Source organism: [Mannheimia] succiniciproducens MBEL55E (assembly GCF_000007745.1).
Classification (GTDB): domain Bacteria; phylum Pseudomonadota; class Gammaproteobacteria; order Enterobacterales; family Pasteurellaceae; genus Basfia; species Basfia succiniciproducens.
Window position 1 is genome coordinate 2,272,055 of record NC_006300.1, and the last position, 14,063, is coordinate 2,286,117.

The 14,063-nt window shown below is 39.7% G+C and carries 14 protein-coding genes; 2 read left to right on the forward strand and 12 right to left on the reverse strand.

Annotation, left to right across the window (positions count from 1 at the left end):
- Nucleotides 1-32 precede the first annotated feature (32 nt).
- The 11 genes from atpD to tal all read right to left on the reverse strand — a co-directional run bounded on the left by atpD (nucleotide 33) and on the right by tal (nucleotide 10,498).
- Complete coding sequence (gene atpD / locus MS_RS10665; protein ID WP_011201491.1) at nucleotides 33-1,409, reverse strand: F0F1 ATP synthase subunit beta; 1,377 nt, start codon at nucleotides 1,407-1,409, stop codon at nucleotides 33-35.
- A gap of 15 nt (nucleotides 1,410-1,424) precedes the next feature.
- Entirely contained in the window at nucleotides 1,425-2,294 is an 870-nt protein-coding gene (atpG, locus tag MS_RS10670) for a F0F1 ATP synthase subunit gamma (protein ID WP_011201492.1), read from the reverse strand.
- Nucleotides 2,295-2,311: 17 nt separating this feature from the next.
- Complete coding sequence (gene atpA, locus MS_RS10675) at nucleotides 2,312-3,853, reverse strand: F0F1 ATP synthase subunit alpha (protein ID WP_011201493.1); 1,542 nt, start codon at nucleotides 3,851-3,853, stop codon at nucleotides 2,312-2,314.
- A gap of 15 nt (nucleotides 3,854-3,868) precedes the next feature.
- Nucleotides 3,869-4,414, reverse strand: coding sequence for a F0F1 ATP synthase subunit delta (gene atpH / locus MS_RS10680; protein WP_011201494.1), 546 nt, complete (start codon nucleotides 4,412-4,414; stop codon nucleotides 3,869-3,871).
- A gap of 13 nt (nucleotides 4,415-4,427) precedes the next feature.
- A complete protein-coding gene (atpF, locus tag MS_RS10685; RefSeq protein WP_011201495.1) occupies nucleotides 4,428-4,898 on the reverse strand; it encodes a F0F1 ATP synthase subunit B in 471 nt (156 codons plus the stop codon).
- A 67-nt stretch (nucleotides 4,899-4,965) separates the two neighbouring features.
- Nucleotides 4,966-5,220 (reverse strand): F0F1 ATP synthase subunit C, encoded by a 255-nt coding sequence (atpE, locus tag MS_RS10690; RefSeq protein WP_011201496.1) that lies wholly within the window; start codon nucleotides 5,218-5,220, stop codon nucleotides 4,966-4,968.
- A gap of 53 nt (nucleotides 5,221-5,273) precedes the next feature.
- Complete coding sequence (gene atpB, locus MS_RS10695) at nucleotides 5,274-6,062, reverse strand: F0F1 ATP synthase subunit A (protein WP_011201497.1); 789 nt, start codon at nucleotides 6,060-6,062, stop codon at nucleotides 5,274-5,276.
- 17 nt (nucleotides 6,063-6,079) lie between these two features.
- Nucleotides 6,080-6,463 carry an ATP synthase subunit I gene (locus MS_RS10700; RefSeq protein WP_041640290.1) on the reverse strand — a complete coding sequence of 128 codons (384 nt, stop codon included), beginning with the start codon at nucleotides 6,461-6,463 and terminating at the stop codon, nucleotides 6,080-6,082.
- A gap of 96 nt (nucleotides 6,464-6,559) precedes the next feature.
- Nucleotides 6,560-7,198, reverse strand: a complete 639-nt coding sequence (rsmG, locus tag MS_RS10705) for a 16S rRNA (guanine(527)-N(7))-methyltransferase RsmG (protein WP_102030696.1) — start codon at nucleotides 7,196-7,198, stop codon at nucleotides 6,560-6,562.
- Entirely contained in the window at nucleotides 7,191-9,080 is a 1,890-nt protein-coding gene (mnmG, locus tag MS_RS10710) for a tRNA uridine-5-carboxymethylaminomethyl(34) synthesis enzyme MnmG (RefSeq protein WP_011201499.1), read from the reverse strand. Before mnmG ends, rsmG begins: the two co-directional genes overlap by 8 nt.
- A gap of 464 nt (nucleotides 9,081-9,544) precedes the next feature.
- On the reverse strand, nucleotides 9,545-10,498 hold the full coding sequence (tal, locus tag MS_RS10715) for a transaldolase (protein WP_011201500.1): 954 nt from the start codon (nucleotides 10,496-10,498) through the stop codon (nucleotides 9,545-9,547).
- Between the two features lie 181 nt (nucleotides 10,499-10,679).
- Between tal and MS_RS10720 the strand changes: the two genes are divergently transcribed.
- Together MS_RS10720 and lptD are read left to right on the forward strand one after the other, a co-directional pair.
- On the forward strand, nucleotides 10,680-11,237 hold the full coding sequence (locus MS_RS10720) for a DNA-3-methyladenine glycosylase I (RefSeq protein ID WP_011201501.1): 558 nt from the start codon (nucleotides 10,680-10,682) through the stop codon (nucleotides 11,235-11,237).
- 86 nt (nucleotides 11,238-11,323) lie between these two features.
- Complete coding sequence (lptD, locus tag MS_RS10725) at nucleotides 11,324-13,675, forward strand: LPS assembly protein LptD (RefSeq protein WP_011201502.1); 2,352 nt, start codon at nucleotides 11,324-11,326, stop codon at nucleotides 13,673-13,675.
- A 108-nt stretch (nucleotides 13,676-13,783) separates the two neighbouring features.
- Here lptD and hybG read toward each other — a convergent pair whose 3' ends face one another.
- On the reverse strand, nucleotides 13,784-14,059 hold the full coding sequence (gene hybG / locus MS_RS10730; protein WP_011201503.1) for a hydrogenase maturation factor HybG: 276 nt from the start codon (nucleotides 14,057-14,059) through the stop codon (nucleotides 13,784-13,786).
- Nucleotides 14,060-14,063: the final 4 nt, after the last annotated feature.

Sequence of the window (14,063 nt, forward strand, 5' to 3'; positions counted from 1 at the left end):
TTCTCCTTCAATCTGGTAATCAGTTGAAGTGATTACATATTTTTCGCTTTTTCAACAACTTCTTCGATTGAACCTACCATATAGAACGCCTGTTCCGGAATATGGTCGTATTCGCCTTCAAGAATACCTTTAAAACCACGAATGGTATCTTTCAATGATACGTATTTACCCGGTGAACCGGTAAATACTTCAGCAACGAAGAACGGTTGTGATAAGAAACGTTCAATTTTACGCGCACGCGCTACCACTAATTTATCGTCTTCCGAAAGCTCGTCCATACCAAGAATCGCAATAATATCTTTCAATTCTTTGTAACGCTGTAGAATACCCTGTACACCGCGCGCCACATCGTAATGTTCTTGACCAACTACTTGCGGATCAAGCTGACGTGAAGTGGAATCTAACGGGTCAACAGCCGGATAAATACCTAAAGATGCGATATTACGGCTTAATACTACGGTTGAGTCCAAGTGAGCAAAAGTTGTTGCAGGAGACGGGTCGGTTAAGTCGTCCGCCGGCACGTAAACCGCCTGCACAGAAGTAATGGAACCGGTTTTGGTGGATGTAATACGTTCTTGTAATACCCCCATTTCTTCCGCTAACGTCGGCTGATAACCAACCGCAGAAGGCATACGGCCCAACAATGCGGATACTTCTGTACCGGCAAGAGTATAACGATAAATATTATCCACGAAGAACAATACATCACGGCCTTCATCACGGAATTTTTCCGCCATAGTTAAGCCTGTTAAAGCCACGCGTAGACGGTTACCCGGCGGCTCATTCATCTGACCATACACCAGTGATACTTTATCCAATACGTTAGAATCCGTCATTTCATGGTAGAAGTCGTTACCTTCACGAGTACGTTCGCCTACACCGGCAAATACGGAGAAACCCGAGTGTTCGATTGCGATGTTACGGATTAATTCCATCATGTTAACGGTTTTACCAACACCCGCACCACCGAACAGACCTACTTTACCACCCTTAGCGAACGGACAGATCAAGTCGATAACTTTAATACCCGTTTCCAAAAGTTCAGTACTGTTTGATTGTTCTTCGTAACTTGGCGCTTCACGATGGATAGCCCATTCTTCTTCTGCGCCGATTGGACCTTGTTCGTCTACCGGTTCTCCAAGTACATTCATAATACGGCCCAAAGTTTTAGTTCCTACGGGTACGGAAATAGGTTTCCCCGTATTACTGACACTTAAACCGCGTTTTAAACCGTCGGAAGAACCCATTGCGATACAACGAACGATACCGCCACCTAATTGTTGTTGCACTTCAAGGGTTAAACCGCCTTCCGCAACTTTTAATGCGTCGTAAACTTTTGGTACTGCATTTTCTGGGAATTCAACGTCGATTACCGCACCGATAATCTGTACAATTTTTCCTGCTGACATTACCGCTTTTCTCCATTAAATTGCTGCGGCGCCCGCAACAATTTCATTTAATTCATTTGTGATACTTGCTTGACGGGCTTTGTTATACACCAACTGCAGGTCATTAATTAAATTACCCGCATTATCCGTTGCCGCTTTCATTGCCACCATTCGAGCCGCCTGTTCCGAAGCTAAATTATCAACCACCGATTGATACACCTGAGATTCCAAATAACGAGTCAGTAAGCTGTCTAACAGCATTTTTGGATCCGGCTCGTAAATATAATCCCAAGCCTGTTGTCTTTCGCCTAGATTATCGGTATCCAATTCGGGTAAAGGTACAAGCTGTGCAAAACTTGGTTTTTGCGACATTGTGTTGATAAACTGATTATGCGCTAAATACAAGGCGTCAATTTTGCCGTCTTTATAGGCATCAAACATATCATTTGCAATACCAAGTAATTCTTCCACAGATGGATTATCACCCATTCCCGAATGTTGAGCTCTGATTTTTAAACCTAAAGAACGGAAGAAAGCAATACCTTTTGAACCGATCACACCGACTTCAACCGTAATACCTTGTTCCTTCCATTTTTTGATTTCATTCAACACGGTTTTAAATAAATTAATATTCAAACCGCCGCACATACCGCGATCCGTTGAAATCACAAGCATACCCACTTTTTTCACTTCGCGTTCAACTAAAAACGGGTGTTTATAACCGATACTCGCTTTAGACACGTGGCTGATTACATTTCTGATGGTTTCAGAATAAGGCCGAGAGGCTGCCATGCGATCCTGCGTTTTACGCATTTTCGACGTAGCCACCATTTCCATTGCCTTGGTAATTTTCTGCGTACTCTGTACGCTGGCAATTTTGGTTTTTATCTCTTTTCCGCTAGCCATTGTCTTTCTCCGAACTATTACCAGGTATTATTCGCTTTGAAATTATCCAAAATACCTTTTAACGTATTTTTAATTTCATCGTTATAATCGCCCGATTTCGTTAACTCTTGCATAAACTCGGTATTAGTACGATTTGCGTAATCTAAAAGTGCGGTCTCAAAATCGGCAATTTTATTCAATTCCACATCATCTAAATAACCGAATTCAACGGCAAATAAAATTACCGCCTGTTCAGCAACCGATAACGGCGCATATTGTTTCTGTTTCAACAATTCGGTCACTTTTTCACCGTGAGATAACTGTTTGCGTGTCGCATCATCTAAATCCGAAGCAAATTGAGCAAAAGCAGCCAGTTCACGATATTGAGCAAGCGCAGTACGGATACCGCCGGCTAATTTTTTCACCGCTTTAGTTTGCGCCGCACCACCTACACGAGATACCGAAATACCCGGGTTTACCGCAGGACGAACACCGGCGTTGAACAGGTTGGATTCTAAGAAAATCTGACCGTCGGTAATAGAAATCACGTTAGTAGGAACGAATGCCGAAACGTCACCCGCTTGAGTTTCAATGATAGGTAACGCCGTTAAAGAACCGGTTTTACCTTTCACTTCACCTTTAGTGAAGTTTTCAACATATTCTTCATTAACCCGTGCAGCTCGTTCAAGTAAACGCGAGTGTAAATAGAATACATCACCCGGATAAGCTTCACGACCCGGCGGACGACGTAATAATAATGAAATTTGGCGATAAGCAACCGCTTGTTTGGATAAATCGTCATAAACGATTAAAGCGTCTTCACCGCGATCACGGAAATATTCACCCATGGCACAACCCGCATACGGCGCTAAATATTGTAATGCGGCGGATTCGGATGCCGATGCGGCTACCACGATAGTGTTCGCTAACGCACCGTTTTCTTCCAATTTACGTACCACGTTAGCAATAGTTGAAGCTTTTTGACCAACCGCCACATAGATACATTTAACGCCGGAATCCCGTTGGTTGATAATTGCATCAATAGCAAGAGCGGTTTTACCGGTTTGACGGTCACCGATAATTAATTCGCGTTGTCCGCGACCAATAGGCACCATAGAGTCAACGGCTTTATAACCGGTTTGTACCGGTTGATCTACCGATTTACGATCGATAACACCGGGCGCAATCACTTCTACCGGAGAAAATCCGTCATTTTTAATTTCACCTTTACCGTCAATCGGTTGACCAAGAGTATTGACCACACGACCTAATAAACCGCGACCTACCGGCACTTCCAGAATACGGCCCGTACATTGTACTTCCATACCTTCGGCAAGATCCGTATAAGGACCCATTACCACCGCGCCGACAGAATCACGCTCTAAGTTTAATGCCATCGCAAAACGACCGGTAGGAAGTGCAATCATTTCCCCCTGCATCACTTCACTTAAACCGTGAATACGGATAATTCCGTCACTCACTGAAACGATTGTCCCGGTATTGCGAGCTTCGCTCACTACATCAAACTGGGCAATGCGTTTTTTAATCAATTCACTAATTTCTGTTGAATTTAGTTGCATTTTGAATTCCTCTTATCATTGCAACTCGTTTGCCAAACGATTGAGTTGTCCGCGGCTTGAGCCGTCAATCACAAAATCGTCGGTACGAATAATAACCCCTGCAAGCAGAGAATTATCTACGCTGCAATTTAATTTAACTTTACGAGCAAGTCTTTTTTCCATTGCGGCTGCAATTTTTTGTTCTTGTGTTGCATTTAATGGTTGCGCCGAGATGACTTGAACTTCCGCTGTTGCATTATGTTCTTCCACATAACGTTGAAATTCGTCAAATACTGCGGGAAGCACCGTTAAACGCTTATTTTCAGCCATTAACCTAATCAGATTTTGCCCGTATTGATCAAGTTGTTCGCCACAAATTGAAACCATCGCGTCAGCGGCTTTTTGAACTGAAAAAGTATTGGCAAAAAAATCCCGGATTTGCTCATTGTCGGCTACTTGTGCCGCAAAACCCAACATTTCCGTCCATTTTTCTACCGCACTTTTATCAGTAGCCGATTGTTCCACGGCAAAATCAAACGCTGCCTTGGCATAAGGGCGAGCTATCGTAGTTAATTCTGACATAAGCTCAACCTTCTTATAGTTCTGCAACTAATTTATCAATAATGTCGTTGTTTGCCGCTTCATCCACAGTACGACCAACAATTTTTTCCGCCCCGGCAATAGCCAGTGACGCAACTTTCACGCGTAACTCTTCCTGAACGCGTTTACGTTCCGCTTCCACTTCCGCATGACCTTGAGCAATAATGGTCGCTTTCAGATTTTCCGCTTCCGTTTTTACTTCTTCAAGAATGTCATTACGACGTTTATTTGCTAAATCAATAATTTTTTGCGCTTCTTCTTTTGCCGCCAGAATTTCCTGCTCAACTGCGGCTTGAGAATCTGCCTGATCTTGTTTTGCTTTTTCAGCCGATGCCAAAGCGTTAGCAATAGAACTTTGACGTTCTTCAATAGCCTTAATAATCGGCGGCCAAACAAATTTTACGCAAAACCATGTAAATAATGCGAAAGCAATAAGTTGACCAATTAATGTTGCATTTAAATTCACAACACCCTCCTCTGTTAATATTGTCGGTTACTCAAAAGAGCAAATTCAGCTAAAAACCTATCGACAATTATTGTAATAAACCGATGAATGGGTTTGCAAAAATGAATAATAATGAAATACCTACAGCGATCATTGCGATAGCATCCAAAAGACCCGCAACGATAAACATTTTAGTTTGTAAGCTTGATGCAAGCTCAGGTTGACGAGCTGAAGATTCTAAAAATTTACCGCCTAAGATAGCAAAACCGATTGCGGTACCCAGTGCAGCGAATGCAAGAAGAATTGACGCACCGATGATTGTTGCTGTAATTACAGATTCCATAATGTTCTCCATTAAGTTAAGGAATTAGCCCGAAGGCCGGGGTTAGTTAAAAATTAATGTTCCGCCTTGTTATAAGCAATACTTAAATACACCACGGTCAACATCATAAAGATGAAGGCCTGCAAGGTGACAATTAAAATATGGAAAATAGCCCAGGCAAGATGTAAAGGAATACCTAATGCCGCAATAGCAGCATTGGCGGAATACATAACGGCGATAAGAATAAATATTAATTCCCCCGCATACATATTACCGAATAAACGGAATGCCAATGAAATAGGTTTAGCCAGTAAAGTAACGGATTCAAGCACGAAATTTACAGGAATTAAAGACCAGTGATTAAAAGGATGAAGAGTATATTCTTTCACCAATCCGCCAAAGCCTTTTGATTTCACCGTATAGAAAAGGATTAAAGCAAATACGCATAGAGACATGCCTAATGTTGCGCTTATATCGGCGGTAGGCACGGCTCTGAGATAATGAATACCGAATAAACCGGCTAGTTGTGGAAGAAAATCAACGGGAATTAAGTCAATGGCATTCATAATGAATACCCAACAAAAAATGGTTAACGCTAAAGGAGCTACAACATTACGCGGACCATGGAAGTTTTCTTTTACAATACCGTTAATCCATTCCACTAAAATTTCGACCATACATTGCAATTTACCCGGAACACCCGAAGTAGCTTTTTTTGCTACGGAACGAAATACCGCCAGAAAAATAATTGCCGCTAAGACAGAAAAAAACAGAGTATCAATATGCACATTCCAAAAGGAATCCCCTGTTTTCAAAAATTGCAAATGGTGACCAATATACTCAGAAGTCGTTTGTCCAGACATAATAAATCCTCTGACGATTACGGTTTAATTTTATTTTCCCAAATAAGGGGTAAAACATTGTTAAGTATAAGGGCTACAAAATAGCCTATAAAAAAAACGATAAAATTCATTAATATAAATAATTTAAAACATAAAATAACGAATATTATCGTCAATGCGAATTTGATCGCTTCACCACGATAAAACGTAGTCATTTGATTTGAGTAGATTTGTTTTCTGAAAAAAACTATCAAAACAAATACAACAAAAGGTAAAAAGGCAGATAAAAAACCAAGACCGAAACTAACCGCACTTTGCCATTGCCACGGTAACAGAATTAAACAAAAAAACATGAATAGTCCGAATTCGCTAACAAATGTTTTTTTATATTTCCGTTTTGCTTGCCCAATTATTCTCGACATAACCCTTTTTACATATAAAAGCGTATTGATTATACGCATATTTCCGTTTTATTCCAACTCAAACAAGGTGAAAAAAACGCAAATAAATCATAAATTTTACATTTTTTTAACTTTAACTAAATGACGTTCACCAATTAGTTCAGGTACATGCAATTTTATAACATCAATAACCTGAAAATTATTGCTCATATCCATCACTTCTTCTTGTTGATAAACGCCTTTCAGCGCATAAAACAAGCCTTTTTCATTCGGTAAATGATGACACCAATCCGTCATATCCTTTAAAATGGCAAAAGCTCGGCTCAATATACCGTCAAATTTATGATCGGGAATATATTCTTCCACCCTACTTAATACCGGAACAACATTAGATAATTCTAACTCACGCACCGCATTACGGATAAAACTGATGCGTTTTCCGAGACTGTCGAGCAATACAAAATTTTTATCCGGGTTAATAATAGCTAAAGGTAAACCGGGCAAACCGGGGCCTGTTCCCACATCAATAAACAGATCACCTTGTAAATAAGGACTTACTACCACACTATCTAAAATATGCTTAATCAGCATTTCCATCGGATCCCGTACGGAAGTAAGGTTATAAGCTTTATTCCATTTGTTAAGTAACAACACCAGTTGAACAAGCTTATTTTTTTGCTGATCGGATATAGAAAGTGCGGTCTGTTTTAGCAAAATTTCGAGCTTTTGAGTAAGCTCTTGTTCAAGCTTATTCACCACGCTTAAGCATTCCTTGTTTTTTAAGATTAACCAATAAAATAGAAATAGCGGCAGGTGTTACGCCGGAAATACGACTAGCTTGTCCGATAGAAACAGGGCGATGTTGTTCTAACTTTGCACGCACTTCATTAGATAAACCTGCAACCAATGTATAATCGAAATTGTCCGGAATTGCCGTATTTTCATGGCGTTTTTGTTTTTCAATTTCTTCTTGCTGATGTTCGATATAACCTTGATATTTTACGGCTATTTCCACTTGTTCAACAGCTTCTTTATCATCCATTGCCGGTTTGAATAAATCAAGTGCGGTCAAAATTTGGTAATTTATTTCCGGACGACGCAACAAATCTTCGCCGCTAGCCTCACGAACCAACGGACTGCTTAACACTTCGTTTATCACATCCAAATGTTCTGAACGAGGGTGAATCCAAATATTGCGTAGACGCTGGCGTTCCCGCTCAATATTTTCCATTTTTTGATTAAAACGCGCCCAGCGATTTTCGTCTATTAATCCTAATTCATGAGCTATCGGAGTTAAACGGCTATCCGCATTGTCTTCACGTAATAATAAACGATATTCCGCGCGGGATGTAAACACACGATAGGGTTCTTTAGTACCTAAGGTACAAAGGTCATCCACCAATACGCCCATGTAAGCCTGGTCACGGCGCGGGAACCAACTTTCTTTTTCCTGTACGAATAAACCGGCATTAATGCCCGCTAACAAACCTTGGGAAGCCGCTTCTTCATAACCTGTCGTTCCGTTAATTTGCCCGGCAAAGAATAAACCTTTAATGGCTTTCGTTTCCAATGTCGGCTTTAAATCACGCGGATCAAAGAAATCATATTCAATGGCATAACCCGGTTTGACAATTCGGGTTTTTTCCAAACCAACCATTGAATTAACAATCTTCATTTGCACATCAAAAGGCAAGCTGGTAGATATCCCGTTCGGATAAATTTCCTGTGAAGTTAAACCTTCCGGTTCCAAATAAATCTGATGGGAATTACGATCCGCAAATCGCATAACTTTATCTTCGATAGAAGGACAATAACGAGGACCTATACCTTCTATCACACCGGTGTACATCGGGCTACGATCCAAATTATTACGGATCACTTCATGAGTTTGTTCATTGGTATGAGTAATAAAGCAAGGAATTTGACGGGGATGCTGATCCACAGATCCCATAAAAGAAAATACCGGTAATTGCGCATCACCATGTTGTTTTGCCAGAATATCAAAATTAATAGTTCTTGCATCCAAACGCGGTGGAGTTCCTGTTTTTAAACGGGCTACACGCAAATTAAGATCACGTAAACGATCCGCCAGAGCGATAGAGGCGGGATCACCCGCCCGGCCTCCGGTATAATTATCCAAACCTATGTGGATCTTTCCGCCCAGGAAGGTACCTGCCGTTAGAATAACCGATTTTGTTTTAAATTTTAATCCCATTCTCGTAGCTACGCCGGTGACTCGATCCTGCTCAATTAAAATATCTGTGGCTTCCTGCTGGAAAATATCCAAATTAGGTTGATTTTCCAGAGCTACTTTTACCGCTTGGCGGTATAAAACGCGATCCGCTTGCGCGCGGGTTGCTCTCACTGCTGGGCCTTTACTGCTGTTTAAGGTTCTAAATTGAATTCCCGCCTGATCAGCTGCGGTTGCCATTAAACCGCCCATAGCATCAATTTCTTTTACTAAATGCCCTTTACCAATCCCACCTATAGCTGGATTACAAGACATTTGACCTAAAGTATCTATATTGTGAGTCAGCAAAAGGGTTTTCAATCCCATACGGGCGGGAGCAAGTGCGGCTTCTGTTCCCGCATGTCCGCCACCAATAACAATAACGTCATAATTCTCAGAATAAAACATAATAACCTTAACTTTTAGAATGCTAATAAATGAGGATTAGCAAAATTTGATCTTTTTTGAAAATAACGAGCTATTCTACTGAAATTTACAAGTGCTTTAAAGAAAATTTGTAAAGATCCTTTTAAAACCGGAGATAAAAGATCATTGCTAATAAATAAAGATCTTATTTATATATAAAGATCTTATTATTAATATTATTAGGGGGAACAGATCCTGTTTATAAGATCCTTTTTTATAATAAAATAAATAAGTTAGATCATTTTACAAAATGTGAAGATCTCGATCTTAGATGTAAAATAACCTGTGTATAACACATCTAGTTATCCACAGATTAATTAAGAGTTAAACTTATTAATAGATTAAATACAAGTTTTTTACAATTTTCTTAGTAAGTTATCCACAATCTAAAATAAAAAAAGCACGATTTTTACATCGTGCCTGATTAAATTTTTATAAACTTTAGATTAAAGTTTTGTACTAAGCATTGCTTCCAGTTTTTCAATATCCGCAGCAAATTTACGGATACCTTCGGCTAATTTATCAACCGCCATCGGATCGTTGTTATGTTCCCAGTAGAATTGACTTTCTGTTAATGGTGCCGGTTTTGGTTTGACCTCACCTTTATAATCGAGTTTACGCGGTAAGTCTGCATTGCTTTCTTGTAATTCTTTTAATAAAGCAGGTGCAATGGTTAAGCGATCGCAACCCGCTAACTCGGTAATTTCGCCGATATTGCGGAAACTCGCACCCATTACAACGGTTTGATACCCGTATTGTTTGTAATAGTTATAAATACTTGTTACGGAAATAACGCCCGGGTCTTCGTTTGGAACATATTCTTTTTTATCCGTATTTGCTTTGTACCAGTCAAGAATACGGCCCACAAAAGGTGAAATCAGATAAACGCCGGCTTCGGCACAGGCGCGTGCTTGAGCTTGAGAGAATAAAAGGGTCAAGTTACAATTAATACCTTCTTTTTCTAAAATTTCCGCCGCACGGATACCTTGCCATGTAGAAGCGACTTTGATCAAAATGCGATCATTATTAATACCGGCTTCATTATAAAGTTTGATTAACTTACGGGCTTTTTCAACGGTTGCCGCCGTGTCATAGGAAAGACGTGCATCTACTTCGGTAGAAATACGTCCCGGCACGATTTTTAAAATTTCCAGACCGATATTAACCGCTAATTTATCTTCCGCATCAATGAGTTGTTGCGCTTTGTCGGTACTTTTTGCTTTCGCATAATTAATCGCGTCATCAATTAACGAGGCATATTGGGGTAATGCTGAAGCACTAAGAATAAGAGACGGGTTTGTTGTTGCGTCTTGCGGTTGATATTTTTTGATTGCTTCGATATCACCCGTATCGGCAACCACCACAGTCATATTGCGTAATGCATCAAGTTGTGTAGTCATAATTTTCCTCTATTTCGTTGTGAATTAATTCTTTTTCAATACAATATCACATATTCTCTAGCATGAAGTATGGATTTTTTCTTTAATGTTAATAGATCATATCTTGAATTAATTATGATAGGTCGTATTGATATTTAGTTCAGTGATTTAGATCACAAATGTAAGCATTACGGAGATATAAATGAAAAAACGTTGTCCATGGGCGGAAGGATCTCAACTTTATAGAGATTATCATGATAACGAATGGGGAAAAGCGGAATTTGACAGCCGTAAGTTATTCGAAAAAATTTGTCTGGAAGGACAACAAGCGGGGCTTTCCTGGATTACGGTATTAAAAAAACGGGAAAATTATCGTCGGGCTTTTCATCAATTTTGTCCGGAAAAGATTGTTCGGATGACCGATCAGGATATTGATAAATTAATGCTGGATAAAGGATTAATCCGACACCGTGCGAAGTTAATGGCTATAGTAAAAAATGCCAAGGCTTATTTATTGATGGAAAAGTGCGGTGAAAATTTCAGTAATTTTGTATGGAGTTTCGTGAATAATCAACCTCAAATTAATGATTGCCCTGATTTAACTGCCGTTCCGGCAAAAACCGAATGTTCGAAAGCGTTGTCAAAAGCATTGAAAAAACGGGGCTTTGTTTTTGTGGGAGAAACCACTTGTTATGCCTTTATGCAATCCATGGGATTAGTGGATGATCATATAAATGATTGTTTTTGTAAGCATAAATAAGCTAAGCTGGTTAAATTTAATTCTCTATATAAAAGATCTTTTTTAGAGTATAATCTCAACAATTTTAGCTAAAATATGGTTTACTAATGAAGAAAAATTATTACAGCTTAATTTCTTTCTCTATTTTTACCGCACTTTATAGTACGGCAGGTTTTGCTGATTTACAGCAACAATGTTTAGCCGGCGTGCCGCAGTTTTCCGGTGAAGTGGTCAAGGGTAATGCGAATGAAATGCCCGTTTATATTGAAGCGGATAAAGCCGAACTTAATCATCCTACAAAAGGTGTTTATCAAGGCAATGTGGATATAAAACAGGGGAATCGTCATTTGATTACCGAGACTGCCGAGATTATCCAGTCCGGACAAGATGAAAATGTTCAACGTTACGCCTACGCAAAAGGCGGCTTTGATTATAAAGATAATATAATCAATTTGACCGGTGACGATGCAAAAGTGCATTTAAATACCAAGGATACGGACGTTAAAAATGCCGATTATCAATTTGTAGGCCGTCAGGGACGCGGTAGCGCACAATCTGCGGAAGTAAGGGAAGACTATCGTTTATTGAATAATGCAACCTTTACTTCTTGTCTGCCGAATGATAATTCATGGCAAATCGAAGCGAAAGAAATGAAGCAGTATATTAAGGAAGAGTATGCCGAAATGTGGCATGCGCGTTTTAAAGTTGCCGGCGTACCGGTTTTTTATACGCCTTATTTGCAACTACCTATCGGCGATCGCCGTCGTTCCGGTTTGTTAATTCCTAGTGCTGGAAGTTCCAGCCGTGACGGATATTGGTATTCGCAACCGATCTATTGGAATATTGCACCAAATTATGATGCGACTTTCACACCTAAATATATGACTCACCGCGGCTGGCAAATGAACGGCGAATTCCGTTATTTGAATGAAATAGGCGAAGGTAAAATAGCCGGGGAATATCTTGGTGATGATCGTTATAAGGATTATATCGGCGACAACAAATCCCGGCATTTATTTTATTGGGCTCACAATGCCAAGTTATTTGATAACTGGCGCCTAAACGTTAATTATACAAAAGTAAGCGATAAACGTTATTTCAGCGATTTTGATTCCGATTACGGTAGCAGTACCGACGGATATGCAACGCAAACAGCTCGTTTAGCTTATTTCCAACCAAACTATAATTTTGCTATTTCCGCTAAACAATATCAGGTTTTTGATGAAGTTTCCGTCGGTCCTTATAAAGCTTTACCGCAAATAGATTTCAATTATTACCAAAACGATTTGGCACAAGGATTGCTTGATTTCAAACTTTTCGCCCAGGCGGTACGATTTGAAAATGATAGTACATTGATGCCGACTGCATGGCGTTATCATGCGGAACCGAGTTTAAATTTACCTATGTCTAATCAATACGGAAGTTTGAATGTGGAGACCAAACTTTACGCCACGCATTATGAACAACGTAAAGGCAGTAGCGCTCGAGCGGAGGATATAGATCGTTCGGTAAATCGTATGATTCCGCAAATTAAGGTGGATTTACAAACCGTGTTGGCAAGCGATAAAACCTTTGTTGACGGATTTACCCAAACTCTCGAGCCTCATTTGCAATATTTATATCGTCCGTATCGTGATCAAAGTAATATAGGTTCAAAACGTAACACCGAATATTTAGGTTACGGTTATGATTCCGCTTTGTTACAACAGGATTATTTTTCCTTATTTCGTGATCGCCGGTATAGCGGTTTAGACAGAATTGCTTCGGCAAATCAATTCACTTTGGGCGGTACGACCCGTTTTTATGATGAGCAGGCAAACGAACGTTTTAATTTATCTTTAGGACAAATTCTTTATCTGAACGATTCCCGCATTGACAATAATTCGGATCATAGTACTTCAGGCCGTGCTTCTTCATGGGCTTTGGAAAGCAACTGGAAATTAAGCGATCAATGGAACTGGCGCGGTAGCTATCAATATGATACACGTTTAAACGAAACCTCATTGGCAAATACGACATTGGAATATAATCCTGAAAAAAATAATCTGATTCAATTAAACTATCGTTATGCAAGTCAGGCTTATATTGACCAAAATCTCACTTCGGGAGCGAATCGTTATAACCAGGATATTAAACAAATAGGTACGACTATTGCCTGGGAAGTTTCCGATAATTGGGTTTTAGTAGGGCGTTATTATCATGATATTGCGCTAAACAAACTGGTGGAAGAATATGCGGGTATTAAATATAACACCTGTTGTTGGTCTGTCGGAGTAGGCGCAAGACGTCATTTGGTCAGTAAATCGAATTATACTTATAGCGCCAATAAAGACACTATTTATGATAATAGTTTCGGTATTACTTTTGAATTGCGCGGTTTAGGTAACGAACAACATAGCGGTATCGTCGATATGTTAGATAAGGGTATGCTGCCTTACGTCAAACCGTTTAATCTTTAATAAAAGCGAATAAGGCGTTGAATTCAACGCCTTATTTATTACTGAAATTTATGATTTTTTGACCGCACTTTTATCCGTAATTTAGTTAAAAGTGCGGTCTGTTTTTTGTTAATTTTTATTTAAACCGGCAAAATCACCGACTTCATGATCTAATTGGCTCATAGTCATTAACGCACTTAAAGTTTGTTTTGCCTCTTCTTCGTCAATAACGCTCATGGCAAAGCCTACGTGAACCAAAACCCATTTACCCAGCAAGTCCGTTGTATTATTTTCACAAATCAGCGAAATATTTACTTCGCGCTGTACGCCGCAAACATCAACAACTGCAGGCTGAAAGCCATCTTCGCCGACATCAATAATTTGTCCGGGAACGCCTAAACACATATCA